Origin of the sequence: Stenotrophomonas sp. RS-48, assembly GCF_030053245.1 — a bacterium.
GTDB lineage: Bacteria > Pseudomonadota > Gammaproteobacteria > Xanthomonadales > Xanthomonadaceae > Stenotrophomonas > Stenotrophomonas maltophilia_P.
Window position 1 is genome coordinate 17,825 of record NZ_JASGBV010000003.1, and the last position, 23,960, is coordinate 41,784.

Consider the following 23,960-nt stretch of genomic DNA (forward strand, 5'->3'; position numbering starts at 1 on the left):
CTGCGCCCCCTTGGTCACGTTTCGCAGTTGCCACCGTCAAGGTCATCGGATGACAGCTGTCACTGCCGTCATCCCCGTGCCTGCCGTCATGCTGTGCCGCACGCTCCACTGCCGGAACCGCCGCTGTCGCCCTTCCGGTCACACCCGCCCGAACGCCTGTGATGGAACGAATGAACGCTTCTGCCGAGCTGTTGAAGGAACTCCGTATCGAACGCAAGTCACCCCCGCCTGCCTCTGGTGGTGGTGGCAGCGGGCGCCGCTGGCTGTGGATCGCCGTGATCGCGGTGGTGCTGCTGGTGGCCGCAGGCGCCTTCGCGTTGTTCGGCCGCACTCCGGCCGTGCAGGTGGAAACCGCACCGGCGGTCGCCATCCAGCAGGGCAGCGCCAGCAGCTCGGTCCTCGATGCCAGTGGTTATGTCGTCGCCCGGCGCATGGCTACGGTGTCGGCCAAGATCACCGGCAAGGTGCGCGAGGTGATGATCGAAGAAGGCATGCGCGTGGAGGCGGGACAGATCATGGCCACCCTCGACCCGATCGATGCCGACGCACAGCGCAGTCTGTATGCCTCGCAGCTGCAGGCCGCACGCAGCCAGGTGGCCGGACTGGAGGCACAGCAGAGGCAGGCGGCGGCAGAGGCCAGCCGGCTGCAGGCGCTGGTCGGACAGCAGCTGGTCTCGCGCTCGCAGTACGACCAGGCCGTGGCCCAGCGCGACAGCCTGCGCGCGCAGCTGGAAACCGCACAGCGCAACGTGAAGGTGGCCAACGACCAGCTGGCGATCGCCGACCTTGGGGTGGACAACAACATCGTGCGTGCGCCGTTCTCCGGCGTGGTCACGGCCAAGGCGGCACAGCCGGGCGAGATCGTCTCGCCGCTGTCGGCCGGTGGTGGCTTCACCCGCACAGGCATCGGCACCATCGTCGACATGGATTCGCTGGAGATCGAGGTCGAGGTTGGCGAAGCCTTCATCGGCCGCGTGCAACCGAAGATGCCGGTGGAAGCCATCCTCAATGCCTATCCGGAATGGAAGATTCCGGCCGAGGTGATCGCCATCATCCCCACCGCCGACCGGGGCAAGGCGACGGTGAAGGTGCGCGTCGCCCTGAAGCTGAAGGACCCGCGCATCGTGCCGGAGATGGGCGTGCGGGTCAGCTTCCTGGAACAGGCAGCGCCGCAGGCTGAAGCCAAGCCGCAGGGCGTGCGTGTGCCGGCAGGCGCGGTGGTCGAGCGCGAGGGTGCATCGGTGGCCTTCGTGCTCGGCGACGAGAACCGCGTGCAGCAGCGCACGGTCCAGGCTGGCCAGGCCATGGGCAAGGATCGCCAGCTGCTCAAGGGTGTGAATGCCGGCGAGCTGGTGGTGGTCAACCCGCCGGACACCCTGCGCGATGGCACCCGGGTCCAGCAGAAGCAAACGCAGTAGCGGCACGGCGCCTTCCGGGGCGCGGCCAGCGGCACCGTTCGACAACGACACCGTTCCACGCATGCCCGGCCGGCGGCCGGGGTGCGTCCCTGTTTCCCGCCTACGTGGAGAACCACCCATGTCGACCCTGGTTTCACTGCGCAACATCACCAAGACCTACCAGCGCGGCCCCGAGAAGGTGCAGGTGCTGCACGGCATCGACCTGGACATCGCCCGCGGCGACTTCGTCGCGTTGATGGGGCCGTCCGGTTCAGGCAAGACCACCCTGCTCAATCTGATCGGTGGCCTGGACAATCCCAGCGGCGGCGAGATCAGCATCGAAGGCGAGCGCATCGACCAGATGAGCGGTGGCCAGCTGTCGACCTGGCGCAGCCACCACGTTGGCTTCGTGTTCCAGTTCTACAACCTGATGCCGATGCTGACCGCGCAGAAGAACGTGGAACTGCCGCTGCTGCTGACCCATCTCAATGCCGCGCAGCGCCGCCGCAACGCCGAGATCGCGCTGACCCTGGTCGGCCTGGCCGACCGCCGCAACCATCGTCCCAACGAGCTGTCCGGCGGCCAGCAGCAGCGCGTGGCGATCGCCCGTGCGATCGTCTCCGACCCGACCTTCCTGATCTGCGACGAACCCACCGGCGATCTCGACCGCCAGTCCGCCGAGGAGATCCTGGGCCTGCTGCAGCAGCTCAACCGCGAACACGGCAAGACCATCATCATGGTCACCCATGACCCGAAGGCCGCCGAGTACGCCACGCACACGGTGCACCTGGACAAGGGCGAGCTGGCCGACGCGCCGCTGGCCCACTGACGGAGGCCACAGCGATGAAATACTTCTCTCTGGTCTGGGCGCAGCTGTTCCGCAGCCGCACCCGGACCCTGCTGACCCTGCTGTCGGTGGTGGCCGCGTTCCTCCTGTTCGGCATGCTCGACTCGGTGCGCGTGGCATTCACCTCCGGTGGCAGCGTGGAAGGGGCCAACCGCCTGGTGGTGGCCTCGCGCCTGTCGATCACCCAGTCGCTGCCGATCCGCCTGGAAACGCAGATCCGCCAGGTGTCGGGCGTGCGCGACGTGGCCTATGGCATGTGGTTCGGCGGCATCTACCAGGATCCGAAGAACTTCTTCCCGAACTTCTCGGTATCGCCCAACTACTTCGACGTCTACCGCGAGCTGCAGATCGACCCGGCGCAGCTGGAAGACTGGAAGAACACCCGCACCGGCGCGATCGTCGGCGAGACCCTGGCCAAGCAGTTCGGCTGGAAAGTCGGCGATACCATCCCGCTGCAGGCGACGATCTTCCCGCGCGGCGGCAGCAACGACTGGCCGCTGGAACTGAAGGGCATCTTCCGTTCCAAGGATCCAGCGCAGGCCTCCAACGAAGAGCGCCAGCTGATGATGAACTGGAAGTACTTCGATGAGTCCAACGACTACATCAAGAACCAGGTCAGCTGGTACACGGTGACGCTCGACAACCCCGACCATTCCTCGCGGGTGGCACAGGCCATCGATGCGATTTCCGCCAACTCCGACCACGAGACCAAGACCCAGACCGAATCGGCGTTCCAGCAGGCCTTCGTCAAGCAGTTCGCCGACATCGGCATGATCGTCACCTCGATCATGGGCGCGGTGTTCTTCACCCTGCTGCTGCTGACCGGCAACACCATGGCGCAGGCCGTACGCGAGCGCGTGCCGGAGCTGGCCACGCTGAAGACACTGGGCTTCAAGGACAGCACGGTGCTGATACTGGTGATGATCGAATCGGTGCTGCTGATCGGTCTCGGTGGCCTGATCGGCATGGGCCTGGCGGCACTGATCCTGCCCGCCATCGGACCGAAGAGCATGGGCCTGCTGCCGCCGCACATCCCCACCCCGACCTGGCTGATGGGCTTGGGCCTGATCGTGGTGATCGGCGCGGTCGTCGGCCTGCTGCCGGCGCTGCGCGCCAAGCGCCTGAAGATCGTCGACGCACTGGCCGGCCGCTGAGGAGGACACCGACATGTTCAAGAACAAGCTCAAGAAGTGGTTCGGCAACACGGTGACCGTGCTGGCGCTGGCAATCGGCCTGGCGGTATGGATCGGCCTGCCGTGGGTGGGCGTGCTTGCCGTGGCGATGCTGGTCGGGCTGTGGCTGGCGCTGACCCGCAGCGGGCGGCTGGCCCTGGCCGCCACCCGCATCGGCATCGCCAGCCTGCCGCAGCGCTGGGGAGCATCCTCGGTGATCGTAGTGGGTATCGCCGGCGTGGTCGGCGTGCTGGTGGCGATGCTGGCGATGGGCGAAGGCTTCCAGGCCACGCTCAGCAACACCGGCGATGACACCACCGCCATCGTGCTGCGCGGTGGCTCGCAGGCGGAAACCAATTCGGTCATCACCCGCGAGCAGGTACCGACGCTGTCCACTCTGCCCGGCATCAGCCGCGATGCGCAGGGACGGCCGCTGCTGTCGCCTGAACTCTCGCAGGTGGTCAACCTGGTCTCCAAATCGGACGGTACCGACGTCAACGCGCAGTTCCGGGGCGTCGGGCCGCAGGCGTGGGCGGTGCATGACAAGGTCAAGATCATCGAAGGCCGCAAGTTCGCCACCGGCCTGCGCGAGATCGTGGTCGGCCAGGGCGCCAAGGGCCAGTTCCGCGACATGGAGGTCGGCAGGACGCTCACCCTGGGCAACCAGACCTGGACGGTGGTCGGTGTGTTCGCCACCGGTGATGCGCATGACTCCGAACTGTGGACGGACGCCGATACCCTGGCCACCACGTACCAGCGCAGTGCCTGGCAGTCGATCAGCGTGCGTACCGAGGGCAAGCCGGGCTTCGATCAGTTCAAGGCCGCCGTCGCCGCCGATCCGCGCCTGAAGCTGGACGTGGAAACCACCCGTGCGTACTACAGCAAGCAGGGCGGCGGCCTGACCAAGCTGATCGACATCCTCGGCAAGGTGATCGGTACGATCATGGCGGTGGGCGCGGTGTTCGGCGCGCTCAACACCATGTATGCCGCCGTGGCCACGCGTGCGCGCGAAATCGCCACCATGCGCGCGATTGGTTTCCGCGGCCTGCCGGTGGTGACTGCGGTGATGCTGGAAACGATGCTGCTGGCCCTGCTCGGCGGCCTGCTGGGCTGCACGGTGGCATGGCTGCTGTTCAATGGCTACAGCGTGTCCACCATCGGCAGCAACTTCAGCGCGGTGGTGTTCAAGTTCCACGTATCGCCGGAACTGCTGTGGACGGGGCTGAAGTGGGCGCTGGGCATCGGTCTGGTCGGTGGCCTGTTCCCGGCGCTGCGCGCCGCCCGCCTGCCGATCACCACGGCACTGCGCGAAACCTGATGTGTACGCCGCCATCCGAGGCGGCGCGGACGCGGGACGGGGCCGGTGCTCCGTCCCGCGTTGCTTTCCGGCTCAGCGCTTTGCCGCCCGCATCGTGCGCAGGTTGTCACCGATGAACAGCAGCAGCCCGGCCCAGATCGCTGCGAAACCGACGGCCTTGGCCATGTCGAACGATTCGTGGAAGAAGAACACGCCGAGCAGCAGCTGCAGGCTCGGTGCGATGTACTGCAGGATACCCACCAGCGACAGCGCGATGCGCTTCACACCGTAGGCGAAACCGATCAGCGGCACGGCGGTGACCACGCCGCCGAAGATCAGCAGCAGATCGTTGCGCAGGCCCCAGCCGCTGAAGAATCCGCCACCGTGGCCATTCTCGGCCCAGACCGCGAACGCCAGCGCAGGCAGGAACAGATACAGGCTTTCCACGCCCAGCCCGGCTACGGGATCGACCGAGACCAGCTTGCGCAGCAGGCCGTACAGGCCGAACGAACAGGCCAGGCCCAGCGCGATCCACGGCGGCGTGCCAGCGTCGAGAGTCAGCCAGGCCACGCCCACCGCCGCCATGCCCACCGCCACCCACTGCAGCCGGCGCAGGCGTTCCTTCAGCACCAGCACCCCCAGCAGCACGTTCACCAGCGGGTTGATGAAGTAGCCCAGGCTGGTCTCGATCACGTGGCCGGCATTGACGGCCCAGATGTACAGGCCCCAATTGAACGCGATGGTCAGGCTCGACACCGCCAGGATCGGCAGCGCGCGCGGCTGGGCGGCGATCTTCCGCCACCAGCCCAGTTTCGCACTGAGCAGCAGCCAGGCCACCACCAGCACCGTGCTCCAGATGATGCGATGGGCGATGATCTGGAACGACGGCACTTCATTGAGCAGGTGCCAGTACACCGGCACCAGTCCCCACAGCACGAAGGTGGATGCGGTGACCAGCAGGCCCCGGCGTTGTTCTGTCTCGTCGATGCTCATCGCTTGCGCGTCCTTGCCATTGTCAGTACCACCACGCCCAGCAGAATCACCACCATCGCCAGCACGTCGCGCCAGCCGAAGCGTTCGCTGTTGAGGGCTGCGCCCAGCAGCACCGCGATCACCGGGTTGACGTAGGCGTAGCTGCCGGCCAGCGCCGGGCGTACGTTCTGCAGCAGCCACACGTAGGCCGTGAACGCGACGATCGAACCGAACACGCACAGATAGGCCATGGCCAGTAGGCCACCGGTATCGGGCAGTGTGGTGGGCCGCTCACCCACCGCCAGCCCGATCAGCACCAGCAGCACACCGCCGCAGATCATCTGCCCGGCGGCCGTCATGAACGGGCCAGGCAGGTCCAGGCCGCGTGCCCACACCGAGCCGAAGGCCCAGCCGATCGGTGCGATCAGCAGCAGCACCAGCCCGGTGGGCGTCGCCGTCAGGCTGCTGCCCGCATTCAGCCAGACAACGCCGAGGAAGCCGATGGCGATGCCCAGCCATTCACCGCGGCTGGCGTGCTGGCCGCGCAGCGCCGAGAACAGCGCCATCCACAGGGGCACCGATGCCACCGCCGTGGCCGCCAGGCCGGACGACACATCGCGTTCGGCCAGCACCACCATGCCGTTGCCCAGCACCAGCATGGTCACCCCCATGAGCACCAGGTTGCGCCACTGCCGCAATGTCGGCTTCGGCATTTTCCAGAACAGGCGCAGCGCCAGGTACATCAGGCCCCCGGCGATGATGAAGCGGCTGCCGGAGACCATCGTCAGCGGCAGCGCGCCGCCGTGCAGGGCCTTGGCGATACCGAGATAGGTCGAGCCCCAGACCACGTAGACCAGCAGCAGCGCCAACACGACAAGGCCGCCCCGGGGGGCAGCCGCAGACGGAACAGGGGGAGCCGACATGACGCACCAAGGGACCGGGGGAAGGCGGATTCTAGGACGTTCCCCTGACGGAAATCACCCCGGATTTCGACAAGCTGATTTTCACCTACAGAGCGGACGGGCATCCCCTCACCGTGTTGTTGGCGGAATCTGAGCAACAGCCGCTCTATGGCGGTCCTGCGTCGACGTTCTCTGACGTCTGCGGACAGAGCTGATCAATGTGAGACGCACGTCGGCAAATATCACGCCCCGATGGCGCACAAACTGCCCTGCCCGCGACGTTGCGGGCAAACCGAACCCAATTCTGGAGAAGCTGGATGTTGAAACCACCGCCCCTGACGCAACCCGTCGCCTTGGCTGGAGTACCCCACCTCTGTTCCCCGTTGGAGCCCATCACGATTGCGGTTGCGGTTGTGATTGCTGTTCTTCCTGTGTGAGACCTAGCTGATGAAACTCAAATCTCTGCCGAATCAGACCAGAACCGTCGGGATGTATGGTTCTTGCGCCCTCATCGAAACGACAGGCCCTGCATGCGCCGGGGTTGGCATTGTCGTTGGAATTCTCGTCAACCGAGGAATTCACCCGAGGTGAATAACCACGTGGGCCAGGGACCACTGGCCCACAACAAGGAAGAATGGATGGAACGCGCCGACCTGATGCTGGAACTTGCCGACAGTCCCATAGAATTACAGCGGCTGATCTCTCTGCATGCCAGCCGTACTCCTCTCACCACCGTGCTGGAGGAGTCCGGCACCCTGGACAGTGTTCGAATTTATTCGTCTCGACTCCGAGACCACGGTGATGCAGCCGTGATTGAGCGGAACATGCTTTCCATCTGTGAGCAGTTCAGTCCGGACATATTACAGACCTACCTTCTGGACGAATGTAGACGCCACGCAGAATGTGCTCTCTACGTGAGCCCTGGAAAATTCTTCACCAAGACCCCGCTGCATGGGATGGTCCTCTACAAAGACGACGCAGTCCAGATTCATTACATGCAGGTCCTTCCTTCAGAGCCAAGGCCCGCAACTGGGCTGGAAACAGGCATCACAGTAAACGGCGCGGATTCACTGATCCTGTTTGTCAAAGCCACAGAATGCCAGTATCGGGTATTCGATGTTGAAACCGACAGCCGCACATCTCCCACTCTGAGCGAGCCCATCTTCCGATCGGCAAGTTCCAGCGAGCATATTTTTCTCAAGGGTGGAAGACAAGGCATGCACTTGCTACCGCAGCCGCACGCGCTGACGATGATCGTGTGCCTTTCGAACCTTCCGAGAACCGACGCAACGCAGCACTTTTCGCTGAAATCGGGCTCGCTTGTCGGCCTCAGCGCTGCCAATGTCGAAGACTCCCGCCTCCAGGTCCTGACCACAGCCCTTGCCAGCATTCCTGGAACAGGGAATGTCGAAGCGCTGATCAACATCTCACACCATTCCGCCAGCTTTGTTCGCTGGTCTGCTCTCCGTGCGCTTTCCTCCGTGGATGCGGACGCTGCCCTTAAACGCCTGACAGAAATGAAAGAGCAGGACGAAGACGCTGAGATCCGCTGTCTCGCCGCGGAATGCCTTGCCGAAGGATGAATCCAAACATGCCGATTCGCGTAAATGACACGAATTCAACCGCTATCAATCTCAGCGATCTGGTCGAGCATCTGCAACAGGAGCCCTTCGATCCGCGCGACCATGCGTCTATGCTCGACGTCGCGCCGATGCTCAAGCGTCTGAGCAACAATCGCACCTTCCTGTCCGACTTGATCTGCGAAGAACTAAAGGACAATCGCAACATCCAGGCCGGAAATGACTATACGCCACAGGTCTTCATGCTGCATCCGCCACAGCGGGCAGGCCAGAATTACTTCATTCGCGCCTGCTTCTGGCCTGGGTCGCAGGACGACATTCTTGCAGCCAGCGGCGACGGGGCGTTCTTCTATGGCGTGCCACATGACCACAATTTCAATTTTCTGACTGTTGGCTATCAGGGCCCAGGTTACGGAAGTGATTACTTCGAGTACGACTACTCAAGTGTCACAGGCATCCCGGGAGAGAAGGTCGATCTTGTCCACACTGAATCCAGCAGCCTCGCCGAAGGAGAGATTCTCCTGTACCGGGCGTTTACCGATGTCCACAGACAGATTCCTCCGGAGCGCTTCTCCATAAGCATCAACATCATGGAGCACTCGCTACGCAGCGTAACAATGAATCAGTATGAGTTCTCACCTGAAGCGACAGCGATCTCCAGCGTCATCAACAGGTCCAGTGCCTCGACCATGTTCATGATTGCTGCTGGATCTTCAGATGGACAGGCTCCAGAAATTCTCATGGACATTTTCAAAAGTCATCCGATGGAGCGGGTGCGAATGGCGGCTCTGGAGGCTCTTATTGCCCACAGTCAATCGGCGCAAGACGCCTTGAATCTGACTGGCCTCGTAAGAGGGTGCTCGAGCAGCTTCATGCGGGGAAGAGCACGACAGATTGCTTTAAGAATTGAAGAAGGAGCCTTCCATGTTGACCGCTAACCGGATATGCATGAGCTACGGCCAAAGGACAATACTGAGCAACGTGGACTTGCAGGTTTCCCCTGGCGATGTTGTCGGCATCATCGGTGTGAACGGCGCGGGAAAGACGACACTGTTCCGGATACTCTGCAACTTGATACCTCCCGACTCCGGAGAGGTCCTGTTCACTGCGAACTCGGCATCCCGTCCACTCTCACACTCCGACATCGGTTATCTCCCGGAGTCCAGAAGCCTCTTCAACGAAGTAACCGTGGGCAGAACCATCAAATTCTGGGCTCGACTCAGGGGGTTGGACAGTGCCGGTGCAACACATGCGTGCCGGCTGTGGTTGGACAGAGTCGGCCTGCTTGATCGGGCCCTGCATCGGGTCTCCAGCCTTTCGAAGGGAAATCTGCAGAAGCTTCAGTTGGCGGCCTGCATGCTGCACGAGCCGCGAATTCTGATTCTGGATGAGCCTTTCTCAGGCCTGGATCCTGCCAACCAGATTGCCGTTGCGAATCTGATAGTGCAGGCTGCGTCAGAGGGCACGGGCGTCGTGCTGTCCGCGCATCACCTCGATCTCCTCGAACGCATCGCGACACGTGTGTTCATTCTGGAGAATCAGCATTTGAAAGCGGTGCCGAGCGGCCCGTCAAATGGTCAGCTTCATCGCCAGTTCTTCGCAGCCGCAGCTTTGCCTCAACACGCGAAGGCGGGCAAATGAGTATGCGGCGCTTCGCAGCGGTCACTCTGTTTGAGTTCCGGAGACACCTTGACGTGCGCGGCGAGCTCGTAGGGCTTCTTCTCCTCGTGGTGATTGCCCTATTGAAACTGGTCAGTGATTCAATAGTCACGAGAGAAGCATCATCCACGGTAACGGTACTTGCAGAGGGTACCTCGTTGGCTGGCATGCGCGAGGGGCGCTTCGCATTTGCTGATCAGATGCCGGAGGGTATCGCCCATCGTTACCCGGTTCTGAACAAGGATGAGAGCGGATATACGTTGCACGTCGCGCGGCCTCCCAGCTGGCTCGACGAGCTCAGCATCACGCTTGGCGTGCTTCAGCGCCGGCATGAACTGGCGTCACTCGGGGTCACGGCGATTGAGCTGCAGGCCATCGATAGCAGGCAGCCTATTCGGGTAGTGGGTTTCGACGGCCACCCTCTTCGACAGCAGGGGCCCTTGGCTGCGCTTTCGATTGCGCTCGTGGTGCTGACAACACTCTCCATTCTGGGATGCCTGGGCATGCTCTTCAACGGACTCCTCGGCGAGCGCTTCGGCCATGCTACAGAGATGATTCTAAGTGCAGTCCCTGCATGCTTCTGGCTTGACTGCAAGGTGACGTCCTCAATTCTTCATGGCCTGAAAACCATTGCTGTATATGGCACTTACTCACTCGTCGGCTGGATTCTGTTTCAGGGATCGCTTGGCGATCAGATCCTGCCGACAGCCGGTTTTGCTGCGTTCCTGGCTAGCCTGTTCGCGTTCTGCCTGCTGGGCCTGACGCTATGGAACTGGTTCTTCGCGGCCTGTGCTGCAGTCATCCGAAGTCCTCATTCAGCTTTTCGGAACAGTCTGGCGGCCTTTCCCCTGACGATGATCATCATCGGCCTTGGCGGAATGCGCGCCCCGGAAGGCGGCTTCATGCAGCTGCTATCGCACATCCCTTTCACGTCAATGGCAGCCATGCCGGTGCGCATGCTCTACGTCGACGTACCCACGTGGGAGCTCCTGCTGTCTCTGGGTTGGCTGGCGGTCAGCGCGCTGACTCTACGCTTCTGCGCTGAAAGATCATTTCAGAAGGCGATTGTTGCGCCTGCTGAAACAATTTCTTCTCCGGCTGCCCCGGTTCGGTAAGAATGGGACCTGCGGTCAAGGGCGTGGTCATAGGACGTTTGGGTTATGGTCGATCGGCCCTACCTCTTGGCATCCTATTGGGTCCCGTCTGCTCCGCTATCCGGCGTTGACGTGGGAGGCATTCCCCAGGAGTCTGGTCGGCACGCCTCGCGCCCTGACACCGGTCTTTCCGCGCACGGACGCTATCGCATCGAGGATCCCCGCCCAGATGAGCACCACGCCCCACCCTGCTGTTCCCGCGACCGACGGCGCCGCATTGCGCCGCTCGATCTCCAATACCCTCAAAGGCTCCGCCGGCAACCTGGTGGAGTGGTATGACGTCTACGTGTACTCGGTGTTCGCCGTGTACTTCGAGTCGCAGTTCTTCTCGCCGGAAGACAAGAACTCCACGATGTACGTCTGGGCGATCTTCGCCGCGACCTTCCTGATGCGCCCGATCGGTGCCTGGTTCTTCGGCCGCTTCGCCGACCGCCATGGCCGTCGCCTGGCCCTGACCGTATCGGTCACGCTGATGGCCTTCTGCTCCTTCATCATCGCCATCACCCCCACTGCCGCCAGCATCGGCATCTGGGCGGCGATCATCCTGCTGTTCGCGCGCCTGCTGCAGGGCTTCGCCACCGGTGGCGAGTACGGCGCGAGCGCCACCTACATGTCCGAGGCCGCCATTCCGGGCCGTCGTGGCTTCCTGTCCTCCTTCCACTACGTCACCCTGGTCGGCGGCCATGTGCTGGCCCAGCTGACCCTGTTCCTGATGCTGAACGTCTGGGGCAAGCCGGAGATCTCCGAGTTCGGCTGGCGCATCGCCTTCGGCATCGGTGGCATCGCCGCGGTCGTGGTGTTCTGGCTGCGCCGTGGCATGGATGAATCGCTGGAAGAATCCTCGATCGAGGCCGCGCGCGAAGGCAAGGCCAAGAAATCCGGTTCGATGTACGAACTGTTCGTGCACCAGTGGCGCCCGCTGCTGCTGTGCTTCCTGATCACCGCCGGCGGCACCATTGCCTTCTACACCTACTCGGTGAACGGCCCGAAGATGATCCAGACCGCCTTCGCAGGCGACGACCCGATGACCGGCACCCTGATCAACCTGGGCGTGCTGGCCTTCCTGATGGTGCTGCAGCCGGTCGGCGGCTGGCTGTCGGACATCATCGGGCGCAAGAGCCTGCTGGTGTTCTTCGGCGTGGGCGGCGTGCTGTACAGCTGGTACCTGATCACGCAGCTGCCGCACCAGCACGATGCCACCCTCGCCTTCCTCACCCTGGCGCTGGGCTTCGTCATCCTCACCGGCTACACCTCGATCAACGCCGTGGTGAAGGCCGAGCTGTTCCCGACCCACGTTCGGGCACTGGGCGTGGGCCTGGGCTACGCGCTGGCCAACTCGCTGTTCGGCGGTACGGCCCCGCTGCTGTACCAGGGCGCGCTGAAGACCGGCCACGTGGACTGGTTCGCCATCTATGTCACTGCCACCATCGCGGTATCGTTGGTGGTCTATGTGTTCTTCCTCACCAACAAGGGCCCGAACTGGCTCGACGGCACCCGCAAGTAAGGATGCCGTGCTGATGGCAGCCACCGGTGCAATGCCGGTGGCTGCCGCAACTCCCGCTACGCCCCTGATGTGGGCCGCCCTGCTGCTGGCGGTGGCAACCACGCTGGGCTGGCTGCTGCGACGCCCGGGCGCGCAGGCGCGCTGGCCACGCACCGGCTTCGGCATCGCCCTTCTGGTCTTCGCCAGCGCGCTGGCAGTGCAGCTGGCAGTGGACCTGGGCAGCGGTCACAGCTCGCTGCGGATGAACCTGCTCGGCCGCTTCAGCGGCCTGCGCACGGTCAGCCTCGGCACCATGATCACCTGCTACCTGGCGGCATTGGCCGCCAGTGCATGGGGTGCCTGGACGCTGCTGCGCAGGCGCTAGCCGTCAGCGGCGTGCCGCCTCGCTCTTGTCGCGGGCAGCGCGGAACTCGGAGTCCTTCTCCCAGGTCGGCCAGCGCCGGCTGTTGGCCAGCTCCGCGCCCAGGTCGTAGACCAGCAGCGTATCGGCGGCATGACCGCTGGGATCCCAGCCCGGCGTCCACGCGTCGCAGGCCTGGTGATAGCAGTCGGCGAAGTACTTCTCGCGCAGCGCGCGCCCTGCTTCCACGCCTCCGTCCAGCTTGTCCAGGCCCGGGCCGATGGTGATCGCCGGTACACCCAGCCGGGCGAAGGCGAAATGGTCGGCGCGGTAGAAGAAACCGGCCTCCAGGTTGGGGTCCGGGCTGTAGCTGCGGCCGCGTGCCTTGGCCACCCGCTCCAGGTCGCCTTCCAGCGATACCCGGCCCTTGCCCCACGAAGCGATGTCACGGGTCGGCCCGTCCGGGCTGAACATCTCGATGTTCAGTACGGCAGCGGTCTTGTCCAGCGGCGCCAGCGGATGCGCGGCGTAGTAGCTGGCCCCCAGCAATCCCTTTTCTTCAGCCGTCAGCGCCACGAAGTACAGCGTGCGCTGCGGCTGCGGGCCGGCCGCGAACACCCGGCCCAGTTCCAGCACGGTGGCCACGCCGGTGGCGTTGTCGATGGCGCCACGGCGCACGAGGTCGCCCTTCGCATCGGGCTGGCCGATGCCGAAAGCGTCCCAGTGCGCCGAGAAGATCACCGCTTCATCGCCGTGCTCGCCGCCCGGCAGCTTGGCCACGACGTTGCGGGTCACCACCTGTTCGCGCTTGAGGGCGAAATCGACGCTCAGCCGCGCGTTGTCCAGGGCCACCGGACGGAAGTCGGCACGCATCGCCTTGCGCTTCTCCGCCTCGAAATCGAGGCCGGCGTCGGCGAAGATCGCCTCGGCCAGCTCGCGCTGCATCCAGCCGCGCAGCGGTGTGTGCTGGGCCATCGCCTCGGCCTGGCTGCGCTCGATATCGAACAACGGCGAGGTACCCGAGCTCTTCACCGTCGCCCAGCCATAGGCCGCAGGTGCGGTCTCGTGCACGATCAGCACACCTTCGGCGCCGCGGCGCGCAGCCTCCTCGAACTTGTAGGTCCAGCGGCCGTAGTAGGTCACTGCCTTGCCATCGAACGCGCCGGGAGCGTCGGCCTCGAAATCGGCATCATTGATCAGCACCACGGCAATCTTGCCGTGCAGGTCAATGTCCTTGTAGTCGTTCCAATGGCGTTCCGGTGCGTCGATGCCATAGCCCACGAACACCAGCGGTGCATCCTTGATCTGCACCCGGGCGCGCGGCTGCAGGCTCTGCAGGGTCACATCCACGCCATTGACCAGGGCGCGGCGGCCCTGCTTCAACGCCAGGCTGGCCGTGGCCGCACCCTCCAGCTGCGCACGCACCAGCGGCACCGGCTGCACCCAGCTGCCGTCCACGCCGCCGGGTTGCAGGCCATAGCTGCGGAACTGCTCGATCAGGTACTGCACGGTGCGCTCTTCGCCTTCGCTGGCCGGAGCGCGGCCCTCGAATTCGTCCGACGCCAGTACACGCACATGGCGCGACAGCGCCTGCGGGTCGATACCGCCGCCGGGAAGGTCATTGGCCGCCTGGGCCAGGCCACCCACGAACAGGCAGGACGACAGCAGCAACACGCGCATCGGGTTCACGGCAATACCACGGCAGGATGGGAAGTCACCAGAGTGTAACGTGACAGCAGTGCCGGCCGCAGTCCCGCTCCGTCAGCGGCGCTCGCGATCCAGCCAGCAGGCCAGGCCCTGCGCGTTGAGCTCGATGTCCATGGCCAGCACAGCCACCACCGCCGCGTCATCCAGCACACAGCCATGCTGCTGCGCGCGCTCCAGGTACAGGGCCTGCAGCGCCGCCAGCAGGCAGCGATGGCGGTCGGGCCGCTCGTCGCACTGGCGGCCGATCGCCGCCATCGCATCGATCTGCTCGAACAGGTCGCCGGCCAGCCGCTGCACCTGCTCCACGCGGCCATAGTGGGTGAGGTACATCGACTGCGGATCGTAGTCGAGCATGCGCTGGATCGACGCCTTCATCGCTTCGGGATCGAACTGCACGGGCGAAGAGGTCGGAAAGATGAAGGCGCCCTGCGCGCTGTCCAGTTCGCGGTAGGAGATACCGAAGGTATCGCCGGTGAACCAGCTGCGGCTGCGCGCATCCCATACGCAGTAGTGATGCAGTGCGTGGCCGGGCGTATGCAGCAGGAGCAGTTCGCGTCCGGCAAGATCGAGGCGATGGCCATCCTCGGCCACCACGACGCGGTGCTCGGGAATCGCCTCGATGCGGCCATAGCTGCGTGCGATCTCCTCCGCGCCGTAGACCGCGGTGGCGCCGGCGATCAGCCGGGTCGGATCGATCATGTGCGGCGCACCGCGCGGATGCAGCACGGCCCGGGCATTGGGCAGCTGCTGCATCAACAGGCCCGCACCGCCGGCATGGTCCAGATGCACATGGGTGAGCAGAAGCCAGTCCACCGCGTCGGGCTGAAGGCCGGCATCGGACAGCGCCCGCAGCATCGCCGGCACGGACAGGCCGGTGCCACAGTCCACGAAGGCGCCCCGCCCGTTCTCGACGATCAGGTAGGCCGCATCGAAGTCGGGACGTTGGAAGCCGGTATCGATGGTGTGGATGCTGGGGTCGGCGATCATCGGCACGCACCTGGCGGAATCGGAATCAGGCGTCCATGGTAGGCGCGCAGGCAGGACCGGTTCGATGCGGCTTTGGTCGGAGGCACGCGCTCTGCCCCACGACTACAACCATCGCGGTCGCAGCAGCAGTGCCAGCACCAGCACCGCCAGGAACGCGCCGTAGGCATAGAGCACCGCCAGCACCTGCGGCCAGATCGGCCCCGCGTCGGTCTGCACCAGGCCCAGGTGGTGGCCCCACAGCATCGCCACGATGCTCAGAACAAAGGCCAGCAACAGCACCAGGCCATCGAACAGGCGCCGCCGCGTTGTGCGCGGCTGGCGCGGGAACAGCCAGTACAGGCTGCCCAGCACGACGAACCAGGGCAGGAAAAGCAGCAGCGACAACCACGCCATCGCAGACTCCTTCCATAGCGCCGGGCCCGATGCCCGGCTCCACATCCATCGGTAGCGCCGGGCCATGCCCGGCGGGGTGCATCAGGTAGCGCCGCCGGGCATGGGCCCGGCGTTACAGCACCCTCCGCTCAGGCATCTTCGCGCAGCGCGGCCAGTGCCGCCAGGACCGCGTCAACCTCCGCCTCCAGCTTGAACAGCTCGCTCTGCAGCGCGTCACCCTGCTCGGCCTGCTTGATCACGGCGATCAGCTGGCCGGCATCGCGCGGCGAATCAAAACCAATGCTCTGCATCAGCAGCGTGCCGTCGCCGGCGGTCAGCTTGAAGTAGAAGCGACCATCCTTCTCGCGGTACTGCTTGAACTGCGGCGGCGCCACGCGGGCAGCGCCGGCATCCTCGCTGGCGATGTCGCCGGCGGTGGACAGGTCGCGCAACCCCACGGCGTGCCGCAGCTCATCCAGCAGCGGCATCGCGAACGTCTCGCGCAGCTGCTGGCCACGGCGCTTCAGCAGCGCCTCGATCTTTTCCGGCTCGGCCATCAGCGCGTTGTAACGCTCGCGCAACGGTGACAGCTCACCGTCGATGCGCTCGAACAACTGCTGCTTGGCATCGCCCCAGCTGATGCCCTCGGCGAATGCCCGGGCGAAAGCAGCGGTCTGCTCCGGGGTGGCGAAGGCCTGGTACATCTGGAACAGCGCCGAGCCCTCGGTGTCCTTGGGCTCACCCGGTGCGCGCGAGTCGGTCAGGATCGAGAACACCAGCTTCTTCAGCTCCTCGCGCGGCGCGAACAGCGGAATGGTGTTGTGGTAGCTCTTGCTCATCTTGCGGCCGTCGAGGCCGGCCAGCGTGGCCACCTGCTCATCGATCACCACCTCCGGCAGCGGGAAGTATTCCCTGCCGTAGACATGATTGAAGCGCTGGGCGAAGTCGCGGGCCATCTCGATGTGCTGGATCTGGTCACGACCGACCGGCACCTGGTTGGCCTTGAAGATCAGGATGTCGGCAGCCATCAGCACCGGGTACATGAACAGCCCGGCGCTGACGCCGGCATCCTCGTCCAGGCCTTCCTCGCGGTTCTTGTCCACCGCTGCCTTGTAGGCATGGGCACGATTGAGGATGCCCTTGCTGGCGATCGCGGTCAGGAACCACATCAGTTCGGTGGTTTCGCGGATGTCGCTCTGGCGGTAGAACCAGACGTGTTCCGGATCCAGGCCGCAGGCCAGCCAGCTGGCTGCGATCTCCAGCGTCGCGCGCTGGGTGCGCTGCGGATCCTGCGCCTTGATCAGGCTGTGCAGGTCGGCCAGGAAGAAGAAGCTCTCGATCCCCGGGGTGCGGCTGGCCGCGATGGCCGGACGGATGGCGCCAACGTAGTTGCCCAGATGGGGGGTGCCGGAGGGGGTGATGCCGGTAAGGACTCGGTTCGTCATGACTGCGTGGGGAAACCTTCGATGAACGGAACCAGTTTACCGTGCCCACGGCCAACCCCGTCAGGGCCTGCGGGTCGTTCATTCACCCGAGCCCACCGGAGTTCCCACATGAAACGTCTGCTGCCCCTGCTGCTGATCCTGCCCCTGGCCGGCTTCCGCCCGGTTCCGCCGCCACCGCCGATGCCGCAGGATGGCCCTGTGCGGATGACCCTGATCGACCGCGACCGCGGCACCGAACTGCGCAGCCATGCAGCCGATGGACAGCGCTGGGTGGCGGGCGAGCGCGGCCATCGCTATGCAGTACGCCTGTACAACGACAGCCCGCGGCGGGTGCTGGTGGTGCTCTCGGTGGATGGCATCAATGCCATCTCCGGCGAAGATGCCGACCCGTCGCAGACCGGCTACGTGCTCAACCCCGGCCAGCGCGCCGACATCACCGGCTGGCGCAAGAGCCAGGATGAAGTGGCGCAGTTCGTCTTCAGCAGCCCCAGTGGCAGCTATGCCAGCCGTACCGGCCGTGCGGACAACATCGGGGTGATCGGCGCGGCGGTGTTCGAGGAGGCGCGTCGCTGGCCGCTCCGACCGGAGCCGCTGCTGCGCCGTGGCGCCCCGGCGCCGGCCGCTGCGGAATCCGCTGCGGACGCCAGCGCCAGCCGCATGGACGGCTACTCAGCGCGGTCGCAGGCGCCGTCGCTGGGCACCGGTCACGGCGCGCGCGAACGCTCCTCGGTGCGTGATACCGCATTCGAACGGGCCAGCCGTACGCCGGCGCAGGTCGTGCAGCTGCGTTACGACAGCGCACGCGCGCTGCGCGCACGCGGCATCGTGCTCGACCCGCCTTCGCGCCTGCCGCGCGAGCCGCAGGCGTTTCCGAACCGCTACGTGCCGGATCCGCCGACACGTTGAGTCCCTGACAGCACGACGCCCGCACCAGAGGGTGCGGGCGTCGACGTGGGGGAACCGCTTACCGCCGGCTGCTTACTTGTAGTCCGGGTAGTCCTTGCGCACGCTGTCTTCGAAGTCACGGACTTCCTTCTCGGCGCGGTCCTTGGCCCAGCCATACCGTTCCTGCAGGCGGCCGGCCAGATATTCGGCATTGCCCTCGGCCACATCGAAATCGTCGTTGGTCAGATCGCCCCACTTGGCCTGGGCCTTGCCCTTCAGCTGCGACCACTTGCCGGAAATGATGTCTTTGTTCATTGCTGGGAATCCTTGGTTGCAACGGCGTTCTTACCGTGACTGCAGCTTCCCGCATCCGCTGTTGAAAGGCGGTCAACCGCTCATGAAACACATGCTCACGTGCTTGAATGGTTCACTCCATCGCCACACGCGATGGCAACAACACGGCAGCACACACGCACAAAAAAGGCCGGGAAGATCCCGGCCTTTTTCTGTTCCACACCGCGTCGGGCTTAGTTGCCCTTGGCGGCATCCTCGACCTTTTCACCGGCCTTCTGCACGTCCTTGCCGGCACCGGCAACGGTGTTGCAGCCGGCCAGCATGGCCACCGAGAACATCGACAACAGCATCAGGGCAACTACGCGCTTCATGGGCTTCTCCTTGGGTTCGCCGCTTCACCGCTACAACGCGGATGGGGTTCTGTCGCTCGGCAGGCAGGGCCGAAGCCACCGCCGCCGCGTGAGGTGCAATCTGGCGGCTGCGGCGTGCAGCGGGCGTGAACGGATCGGCGATCCGTTCAGGGATGCCCTCAATCGCGCATCAGCGTGGATTTGCCGAACAGGCTTTCCACCAGGTCCACGGCCAGTTCGGCGGTGGCGTTCTGCTTGTCCAGCAGCGGATTGAGCTCGACGATATCCAGCGACCCCATGCGCCCGCTGTCGGCGATCATTTCCATCACCAGCTGCGCTTCGCGGTAGTTCACCCCGCCCGGCACCGTGGTGCCGACGCCGGGTGCGATGCTCGGGTCGAGGAAGTCGACATCGAAGCTGACATGCAGATGGGTGCTGTCATCGATCCCGGCCAGCGCGGCCTCCACGGTGCGCTTCATACCGTTCTCGTCGATGTAGCGCATGTCGTAGACATCGACCTTGTGGGTCTTGATCAGGCGCTTCTCTTCCGGGTCCACCGAGCGGATGCCGATCTGGTGCACCTGGGCGGGCGTGATTGCCGGCGCACTGCCGCCCAGACGGGTCAGTGCCTCCGGCCCCAGCCCGCACAGGCAGGCCACCGGCATGCCGTGGATGTTGCCCGAGGGCGTGACATCACTGGTGTTGAAGTCCGAGTGTGCATCCAGCCACAGCACGCGCAGGGTCTTGCCCTGCTCGCGGCACCAGCGGGCCACTGCGGTGATCGAGCCGATGCCCAGGCAATGGTCGCCGCCGAGCATGATCGGCATGCGCCCGGCCTGCAGCTCGGCATAGCTGGCCTCCATCAGTGCATGGTTCCAGGCTACCACCTCGTCCAGATGGCGGTAGCCTTCAACCGGCGCGGTCCACGGGTTGCGCGGGCCATCCAGGTTGCCCAGGTCGCGCACGTCCACGCCGCGCGCCGCCAGCGCCTCCGGCAGGCCCGCCACGCGCAGCGCTTCCGGCCCCAGCCGCGCGCCCCGATGGCCGGCACCGACATCGGTGGGGACGCCGATCAACGAGACGGAAATGGGATGGGCCATGGGTGCCTCCTGCAACGGAAAAGAAGCACAGTCTAGCCAGAGCTGTGTGACACGACTCGCGGCGGTGCAGCAGGGCAGATGCGGTCAGCGGTGGCGGAACACCGCACGGCAACGCAGTGTCGGAATCGGCACGGCTGGGCGCGTATGGGCGATGTAGCCAGCCCGCACGTGAGCGACGGGCCATGACGACGCATGCGCAGATGGCAGGGCCGCCCGGGCCGGGCGGATGGCAGCACTGAGGCGTCTACGCCAGTGCCGATCCTTCAGCACCATCAGGATCGGCGCTGCGCTTGCCGGCGATTGCCGTTAGCATCGTGCTGCCGCGCTCTGCCGCACCGGTTAAGCCAGCTTTACTTCGCGTGTGCCGCGTCCATTGCCGCGGGTGGGATCACTGGAATTCCGCCAGTGCGAAGGCATCGCGCAGGATGTCGCTTTTGCCTTTACATCGCGCCAAACAGGCCAAAAGCGATAATTCATTTTTTCTTTCGAATCGCACGAAGTCATTGGAAAGAATGACTGGCGGGCAGTGTTTGCGCGTGCGCATGATGAATCGCCACCGACAACGGGTGGCCCGGGCTCCAATCCCGGAAGTCGATGTTGTTTACGCTTGTCAGTCGGCGCCACCTGTCTCGGGGTGGCGCCGGCTGGCAATCCGTCTGCCGATCTACGGCGGGCGGTGCGTGGGGGCCTTGTGCCCGCCGGTTCATCGACTCCGGTATTGGAACCACGCATCGTCCGCCACCCTTTGCGGGTGGCGCCTCTGTTCCGCATGAGGATGTCCCATGACCGCACCCCGCTACCCCTATCTGCTTGCCACCCTGGGCGATGCCGCCGAGCACCTGCCCCGCGAACTGGCAGAGCCGTTGGAAGCTGCGCTTTCCGCTGCCGTTGATCTGCCTGAGCCGATCACGCTGGTGGGCTGCCTGCAGCGCATCCGCAGCGGCGATGCCGCCGATGGCCAACCGTGGAAGGGCCCCGTGCCCAGCCCAGGCCAGGGCGTGACCCGTGCGCGTACCGACCGCGCCGCCGCCGGCCTGATCACGCTGCTGGAGGTATTCCACGCCGCCGAGCGCGTGCGTGTGGATGGCGCCGAAAAGGACGACATCGGCGACGGCACGCGCGAAGGCCTGCTGCTGGCCTGCCGTGGGCTGGCGGAGTATGTGGAGCTGCAGGCGCGGCTGTGAGAGTGCGCAGCTCACATGTTCAGCGCCGTGGATCGAACGAACTGTCACCCCAATGCCCGGTGGTTATTGGGATGGGCATGGGAAAAAGTAACATTGCTGGAATACAGGCCCACGTCGAGCACGCACCCATTCCTCCATTATCGACATAGGCCGACTGCAGCGCCCCATTCAATCTCCCCTCAGGCACCCATAGAGAGGCCCGCCGCGCAAGCTGTCGGATTCTGCACGGAAACTGCACTGCAAGAGCGCTTGAGACCACCACGCAGGCGCCCTTGGAAGAGGCACTCGAATTTTGAGAAAAGAGGGAAATTCTGACGGATTTGCCTGCTATCTGCGGCCGCCGACAAGTACGTGCCAGGCTGCCAGCTGTCCAAATACCCTCCTCACGGAATTTACGGCCGCACAACCGTAAGAGATGATGGGAATTCAGTCGCGCACATAAATTGAACAATGAGAATCGCATCTGGATATCTGCTTCTATGCATATCCATCCTGGCATGCATGCCAGCGTGCAGCCCTCCGAACAGAAAATTCAGCAATGACCACCTCAGGGAAAAATTGATCTCATCTGAACAAAAGACCATGGGTTCCCTGGGCACAGGCGAAGACATGACCGCTGACAATGACGCCACGATGGACTTTTTCAGCGATGAAGAATCACTGGACGCCGCCAAGAGATTCTATAGATACAACAAATACGCGCTTAAGGAAGTCCTTGGACAAATGCCGAAAGATTGGCGGACCGCCAATAGAAAAGACCAGAAAGCGTGGAACAGGTCGAAGAATGAGAAATGCGGCACTGTTGGCGGCGCGCGGTACAGATCAAAAACAATCCGTGAACGCACCGACACCCTCAACTGCCACTCAAGCGCCATCACGTGGAGAGCGGCTCGTCTTGTTCTGGAGGCTGACCGTTTCCACCGAGAAGGCCGGCAGCAAGGCCAACCATAGCGTCGACCGGACACGCCATTTCGCCAAATTTCATGCGTAGACATTTCCCCCAACAATTCACTCCAGCAACACACACGATCACTGATGAAAATCCATGCAATAGCTCGAACCTTCATTCTGGCGGGATCCTGCTTCAGTGCTGCTGACTTTGCCGATGCAACCCCGCTTGGAATAGGGAGAGAGGCGCAGGTCATCCTTGTCGATGGTATTCCGGCGATCTGCGTCCCAAGCAAGAGCAGAACTTCATTTGCAGTTGGCCGCGTGATGATCCATGAGAGCCGCGCACCAAGTGGAACCTGGGCTATTGAGCTGGCAGCGGGCGCCAAGCCCCTGACACTCATGCCGGGTGATTGCATGTCATACGGAAAGGTGCCGGATGGCTATATTCCAGTATCCACCCATGAAAGGGCGCTCAATCCAACGCTTTCACTGAACAGGCCGTATGTATTCAGTATGGATACCGCTCGCACGGTCGAGAGTGTTGTTCAGACCCGCTTTTATTCCACCGTGTTCTGCATCAAGACTGGAGGGAGCGGAGAGCTTGCAGTTCATAAGGGGCAGGCCTGCGTCGGCAATCATTGAAGCGGTGCGAAGCGGCAGGCGTCACCACATCGCGGGAGATCCTGCGTACCACCTAGCGCGTGCGTGTGGATGGCGCCGAGAAGGACGACATCGGCGACGGCGCGCGCGAAGGCCTGCTGCTGGCCTGCCGGGGGCTGGCGGAGTATGTGGAGCTGCAGTTGCACGCGGCATGAGCCGCGCCGCCACGCCCGCCGATTGTTTTGATTTGGCAAATAGTGATGGCGCTTTATAGGCGTTTATCCGGCCAATGCCGAGGACTACCTTGAGGCTCATCGATCCCCTTCTGGAGAATCCCATGAGCAAGCGCAATGCCGTTTTCCCGGCCGGCCGGCAGGACCTGTACACCTCGCAGACCTATTCGGCCGCGATCCAGTCGGGTGACCTGCTGTTCGTGTCCGGCCAGGTGGGCAGCCGCAGCGACGGGACACCCGAGCCCGACTTCGAGGCGCAGGTCCGCCTGGCCTTCGCGAACCTGGAGGCAACCCTGAAGGCCGGTGGTTGCGGGCTTGACGACATCGTCGACGTGACCACCTTCCATACGGACCCGCAGAACCAGTTCGGAACCGTCATGACCGTAAAGAGCGAGGTCTTCCCCGAGAAGCCCTATCCCAACTGGACGGCGGTGGGCGTCAACTGGCTTGCCGGATTCGACTTCGAGATCAAGGTGATCGCCCGCATTCCGGACTGAGCATGCCGCCTCCGGGAGATCGTGTGCGCGAGCGCGTGCCGCTCAGGCAGCGGTCGCGAAATCAGGACTCCGCTCGCCGGACAGCGCCCGATAGGGCACGCGCGATATCGCCCAGTGCCTTGGCCATGAAGGCCGAATCGTCGTCGCTTTCGACGATGCAGGCATCGAGATAGGCGGCCATTTCTTCAGGCGTACGAAGATGCGTGGCCACGTCAAATGCTTCGAGTTCACTCTTCTTTTTGACAGCCCTGCGTATGCGACTCCGGCGCCTGGCAAACGCGCTGCAATTCGCCACAGGAGAAAGAACGCTGCGGAAGCGAGCGACTGCGGGATGGTGCGCTTATCCGAACCATAAAGACACCACACCTCATTGAAATTAAATGCCTTTTGAAATTTTAATTAAACTCAATACCCCCAAATGCACCCCCAGTCATTGCGGATGCTCACGGACTTCTATGGATGATTGCGCCGGTGAATTCCAACTAGAAGACGCGCGACGGCACTAGTACAGAGCTAAAGCGAGGGGCGGGGATACGACCCTCTCGTCATAGATGGCTGGAGCCCGGGTGAACCGCTCCATCGCTTTTGATC

26 protein-coding genes are annotated in these 23,960 nt (G+C 63.9%); 15 read left to right on the forward strand and 11 right to left on the reverse strand.

All coding sequences use genetic code 11. From position 1 onward, the window contains the following. The first annotated feature begins 170 nt into the window (after positions 1–170). The 4 genes from QMZ25_RS00650 to QMZ25_RS00665 all read left to right on the forward strand — a co-directional run bounded on the left by QMZ25_RS00650 (position 171) and on the right by QMZ25_RS00665 (position 4,734). A complete protein-coding gene (locus QMZ25_RS00650; protein ID WP_283218950.1) occupies positions 171–1,418 on the forward strand; it encodes an efflux RND transporter periplasmic adaptor subunit in 1,248 nt (415 codons plus the stop codon). A 118-nt stretch (positions 1,419–1,536) separates the two neighbouring features. Further along, a complete protein-coding gene (locus QMZ25_RS00655) occupies positions 1,537–2,226 on the forward strand; it encodes an ABC transporter ATP-binding protein (protein WP_053516547.1) in 690 nt (229 codons plus the stop codon). A gap of 14 nt (positions 2,227–2,240) precedes the next feature. Continuing rightward, on the forward strand, positions 2,241–3,398 hold the full coding sequence (locus QMZ25_RS00660; protein WP_283218951.1) for an FtsX-like permease family protein: 1,158 nt from the start codon (positions 2,241–2,243) through the stop codon (positions 3,396–3,398). A 13-nt stretch (positions 3,399–3,411) separates the two neighbouring features. Beyond that, the gene (locus QMZ25_RS00665) at positions 3,412–4,734 is read left to right on the forward strand and encodes an ABC transporter permease (protein WP_283218952.1); all 1,323 of its coding nucleotides are present in this window, start codon (positions 3,412–3,414) and stop codon (positions 4,732–4,734) included. A gap of 72 nt (positions 4,735–4,806) precedes the next feature. Here QMZ25_RS00665 and rarD read toward each other — a convergent pair whose 3' ends face one another. Both rarD and yedA read right to left on the reverse strand, forming a co-directional pair. Continuing rightward, positions 4,807–5,706 carry an EamA family transporter RarD gene (rarD, locus tag QMZ25_RS00670; RefSeq protein ID WP_053516550.1) on the reverse strand — a complete coding sequence of 300 codons (900 nt, stop codon included), beginning with the start codon at positions 5,704–5,706 and terminating at the stop codon, positions 4,807–4,809. Beyond that, positions 5,703–6,608: a drug/metabolite exporter YedA gene (gene yedA / locus QMZ25_RS00675; RefSeq protein WP_111186490.1), complete on the reverse strand. Its 906-nt coding sequence runs from the start codon at positions 6,606–6,608 to the stop codon at positions 5,703–5,705. The genes rarD and yedA overlap by 4 nt, the downstream gene beginning before the upstream one ends. A gap of 617 nt (positions 6,609–7,225) precedes the next feature. Here yedA and QMZ25_RS00680 point away from each other — a divergent pair. The 6 genes from QMZ25_RS00680 (at position 7,226) to QMZ25_RS00705 (ending at position 12,848) form a co-directional block, all read left to right on the forward strand. Further along, complete coding sequence (locus tag QMZ25_RS00680; RefSeq protein ID WP_283218953.1) at positions 7,226–8,170, forward strand: HEAT repeat domain-containing protein; 945 nt, start codon at positions 7,226–7,228, stop codon at positions 8,168–8,170. Between the two features lie 8 nt (positions 8,171–8,178). Further along, positions 8,179–9,105, forward strand: a complete 927-nt coding sequence (locus QMZ25_RS00685; RefSeq protein ID WP_283218954.1) for a transposase — start codon at positions 8,179–8,181, stop codon at positions 9,103–9,105. Then, positions 9,092–9,808, forward strand: a complete 717-nt coding sequence (locus QMZ25_RS00690) for an ABC transporter ATP-binding protein (RefSeq protein WP_283218955.1) — start codon at positions 9,092–9,094, stop codon at positions 9,806–9,808. Before QMZ25_RS00685 ends, QMZ25_RS00690 begins: the two co-directional genes overlap by 14 nt. Next, positions 9,805–10,941: an ABC transporter permease gene (locus tag QMZ25_RS00695; protein WP_283218956.1), complete on the forward strand. Its 1,137-nt coding sequence runs from the start codon at positions 9,805–9,807 to the stop codon at positions 10,939–10,941. Before QMZ25_RS00690 ends, QMZ25_RS00695 begins: the two co-directional genes overlap by 4 nt. A 208-nt stretch (positions 10,942–11,149) precedes the next feature. After that, the gene (locus tag QMZ25_RS00700) at positions 11,150–12,484 is read left to right on the forward strand and encodes an MFS transporter (protein WP_283218957.1); all 1,335 of its coding nucleotides are present in this window, start codon (positions 11,150–11,152) and stop codon (positions 12,482–12,484) included. 13 nt (positions 12,485–12,497) lie between these two features. Beyond that, complete coding sequence (locus tag QMZ25_RS00705; protein ID WP_231108646.1) at positions 12,498–12,848, forward strand: hypothetical protein; 351 nt, start codon at positions 12,498–12,500, stop codon at positions 12,846–12,848. 3 nt (positions 12,849–12,851) lie between these two features. On the opposite strand, the gene QMZ25_RS00710 is transcribed toward QMZ25_RS00705, so the two are convergent. The 4 genes from QMZ25_RS00710 to QMZ25_RS00725 form a co-directional block, all read right to left on the reverse strand. Then, the gene (locus tag QMZ25_RS00710; RefSeq protein WP_283218980.1) at positions 12,852–14,504 is read right to left on the reverse strand and encodes a M28 family metallopeptidase; all 1,653 of its coding nucleotides are present in this window, start codon (positions 14,502–14,504) and stop codon (positions 12,852–12,854) included. Between the two features lie 81 nt (positions 14,505–14,585). After that, entirely contained in the window at positions 14,586–15,518 is a 933-nt protein-coding gene (locus tag QMZ25_RS00715; protein ID WP_053520143.1) for an MBL fold metallo-hydrolase, read from the reverse strand. 102 nt (positions 15,519–15,620) lie between these two features. Then, positions 15,621–15,911, reverse strand: coding sequence for a hypothetical protein (locus QMZ25_RS00720; RefSeq protein WP_053520144.1), 291 nt, complete (start codon positions 15,909–15,911; stop codon positions 15,621–15,623). Between the two features lie 128 nt (positions 15,912–16,039). Beyond that, complete coding sequence (locus QMZ25_RS00725; protein WP_283218958.1) at positions 16,040–17,335, reverse strand: tryptophan--tRNA ligase; 1,296 nt, start codon at positions 17,333–17,335, stop codon at positions 16,040–16,042. Positions 17,336–17,443: 108 nt separating this feature from the next. On the opposite strand from QMZ25_RS00725, the gene QMZ25_RS00730 reads away from it, so the two are divergent. Next, positions 17,444–18,241 (forward strand): hypothetical protein, encoded by a 798-nt coding sequence (locus tag QMZ25_RS00730; protein WP_065174207.1) that lies wholly within the window; start codon positions 17,444–17,446, stop codon positions 18,239–18,241. Positions 18,242–18,313: 72 nt separating this feature from the next. Here the strand turns inward: QMZ25_RS00730 and QMZ25_RS00735 are convergent, their stop codons facing one another. The 4 genes from QMZ25_RS00735 to QMZ25_RS00750 form a co-directional block, all read right to left on the reverse strand. Continuing rightward, positions 18,314–18,535, reverse strand: a complete 222-nt coding sequence (locus QMZ25_RS00735; RefSeq protein ID WP_019661831.1) for a CsbD family protein — start codon at positions 18,533–18,535, stop codon at positions 18,314–18,316. 212 nt (positions 18,536–18,747) lie between these two features. Further along, positions 18,748–18,885, reverse strand: coding sequence for an entericidin A/B family lipoprotein (locus tag QMZ25_RS00740; RefSeq protein WP_053520147.1), 138 nt, complete (start codon positions 18,883–18,885; stop codon positions 18,748–18,750). Between the two features lie 158 nt (positions 18,886–19,043). Then, positions 19,044–19,964, reverse strand: coding sequence for an arginase (gene rocF / locus QMZ25_RS00745; protein ID WP_053520148.1), 921 nt, complete (start codon positions 19,962–19,964; stop codon positions 19,044–19,046). A 388-nt stretch (positions 19,965–20,352) separates the two neighbouring features. Continuing rightward, entirely contained in the window at positions 20,353–20,508 is a 156-nt protein-coding gene (locus tag QMZ25_RS00750; protein WP_180876906.1) for a hypothetical protein, read from the reverse strand. 238 nt (positions 20,509–20,746) lie between these two features. On the opposite strand from QMZ25_RS00750, the gene QMZ25_RS00755 reads away from it, so the two are divergent. The 4 genes from QMZ25_RS00755 to QMZ25_RS00770 all read left to right on the forward strand — a co-directional run bounded on the left by QMZ25_RS00755 (position 20,747) and on the right by QMZ25_RS00770 (position 23,369). Further along, positions 20,747–21,148 carry a hypothetical protein gene (locus QMZ25_RS00755; RefSeq protein WP_180876904.1) on the forward strand — a complete coding sequence of 134 codons (402 nt, stop codon included), beginning with the start codon at positions 20,747–20,749 and terminating at the stop codon, positions 21,146–21,148. Between the two features lie 609 nt (positions 21,149–21,757). Beyond that, positions 21,758–22,099 (forward strand): hypothetical protein, encoded by a 342-nt coding sequence (locus QMZ25_RS00760; protein ID WP_155761027.1) that lies wholly within the window; start codon positions 21,758–21,760, stop codon positions 22,097–22,099. A gap of 84 nt (positions 22,100–22,183) precedes the next feature. Next, positions 22,184–22,681, forward strand: coding sequence for a hypothetical protein (locus QMZ25_RS00765; RefSeq protein WP_155761028.1), 498 nt, complete (start codon positions 22,184–22,186; stop codon positions 22,679–22,681). A 295-nt stretch (positions 22,682–22,976) separates the two neighbouring features. Beyond that, the gene (locus QMZ25_RS00770) at positions 22,977–23,369 is read left to right on the forward strand and encodes a RidA family protein (protein WP_111186497.1); all 393 of its coding nucleotides are present in this window, start codon (positions 22,977–22,979) and stop codon (positions 23,367–23,369) included. 61 nt (positions 23,370–23,430) lie between these two features. Here QMZ25_RS00770 and QMZ25_RS00775 read toward each other — a convergent pair whose 3' ends face one another. After that, positions 23,431–23,580, reverse strand: a complete 150-nt coding sequence (locus QMZ25_RS00775; RefSeq protein WP_283218959.1) for a hypothetical protein — start codon at positions 23,578–23,580, stop codon at positions 23,431–23,433. Positions 23,581–23,960: the final 380 nt, after the last annotated feature.

Bases quoted from the DNA above. Each gene is read 5' to 3' on its own strand.
- QMZ25_RS00700 (WP_283218957.1), top strand. From the start codon at position 11,150: ATGAGCACCACGCCCCACCCTGCTGTTCCCGCGACCGACGGCGCCGCA.
- QMZ25_RS00760 (WP_155761027.1), top strand. From the start codon at position 21,758: ATGACCGCTGACAATGACGCCACGATGGACTTTTTCAGCGATGAAGAA.
- QMZ25_RS00730 (WP_065174207.1), top strand. From the start codon at position 17,444: ATGAAACGTCTGCTGCCCCTGCTGCTGATCCTGCCCCTGGCCGGCTTC.
- QMZ25_RS00770 (WP_111186497.1), top strand. From the start codon at position 22,977: ATGAGCAAGCGCAATGCCGTTTTCCCGGCCGGCCGGCAGGACCTGTAC.
- rarD (WP_053516550.1), bottom strand. From the start codon at position 5,706: ATGAGCATCGACGAGACAGAACAACGCCGGGGCCTGCTGGTCACCGCA.
- QMZ25_RS00665 (WP_283218952.1), top strand. From the start codon at position 3,412: ATGTTCAAGAACAAGCTCAAGAAGTGGTTCGGCAACACGGTGACCGTG.
- QMZ25_RS00725 (WP_283218958.1), bottom strand. From the start codon at position 17,335: ATGACGAACCGAGTCCTTACCGGCATCACCCCCTCCGGCACCCCCCAT.
- QMZ25_RS00690 (WP_283218955.1), top strand. From the start codon at position 9,092: ATGTTGACCGCTAACCGGATATGCATGAGCTACGGCCAAAGGACAATA.
- QMZ25_RS00755 (WP_180876904.1), top strand. From the start codon at position 20,747: ATGACCGCACCCCGCTACCCCTATCTGCTTGCCACCCTGGGCGATGCC.
- QMZ25_RS00685 (WP_283218954.1), top strand. From the start codon at position 8,179: ATGCCGATTCGCGTAAATGACACGAATTCAACCGCTATCAATCTCAGC.
- QMZ25_RS00735 (WP_019661831.1), bottom strand. From the start codon at position 18,535: ATGAACAAAGACATCATTTCCGGCAAGTGGTCGCAGCTGAAGGGCAAG.
- yedA (WP_111186490.1), bottom strand. From the start codon at position 6,608: ATGTCGGCTCCCCCTGTTCCGTCTGCGGCTGCCCCCCGGGGCGGCCTT.
- rocF (WP_053520148.1), bottom strand. From the start codon at position 19,964: ATGGCCCATCCCATTTCCGTCTCGTTGATCGGCGTCCCCACCGATGTC.
- QMZ25_RS00655 (WP_053516547.1), top strand. From the start codon at position 1,537: ATGTCGACCCTGGTTTCACTGCGCAACATCACCAAGACCTACCAGCGC.
- QMZ25_RS00720 (WP_053520144.1), bottom strand. From the start codon at position 15,911: ATGGCGTGGTTGTCGCTGCTGCTTTTCCTGCCCTGGTTCGTCGTGCTG.
- QMZ25_RS00710 (WP_283218980.1), bottom strand. From the start codon at position 14,504: ATGCGCGTGTTGCTGCTGTCGTCCTGCCTGTTCGTGGGTGGCCTGGCC.
- QMZ25_RS00765 (WP_155761028.1), top strand. From the start codon at position 22,184: ATGAAAATCCATGCAATAGCTCGAACCTTCATTCTGGCGGGATCCTGC.
- QMZ25_RS00705 (WP_231108646.1), top strand. From the start codon at position 12,498: ATGGCAGCCACCGGTGCAATGCCGGTGGCTGCCGCAACTCCCGCTACG.
- QMZ25_RS00660 (WP_283218951.1), top strand. From the start codon at position 2,241: ATGAAATACTTCTCTCTGGTCTGGGCGCAGCTGTTCCGCAGCCGCACC.
- QMZ25_RS00680 (WP_283218953.1), top strand. From the start codon at position 7,226: ATGGAACGCGCCGACCTGATGCTGGAACTTGCCGACAGTCCCATAGAA.
- QMZ25_RS00695 (WP_283218956.1), top strand. From the start codon at position 9,805: ATGAGTATGCGGCGCTTCGCAGCGGTCACTCTGTTTGAGTTCCGGAGA.
- QMZ25_RS00740 (WP_053520147.1), bottom strand. From the start codon at position 18,885: ATGAAGCGCGTAGTTGCCCTGATGCTGTTGTCGATGTTCTCGGTGGCC.
- QMZ25_RS00750 (WP_180876906.1), bottom strand. From the start codon at position 20,508: ATGCGCACGCGCAAACACTGCCCGCCAGTCATTCTTTCCAATGACTTC.
- QMZ25_RS00715 (WP_053520143.1), bottom strand. From the start codon at position 15,518: ATGATCGCCGACCCCAGCATCCACACCATCGATACCGGCTTCCAACGT.
- QMZ25_RS00650 (WP_283218950.1), top strand. From the start codon at position 171: ATGAACGCTTCTGCCGAGCTGTTGAAGGAACTCCGTATCGAACGCAAG.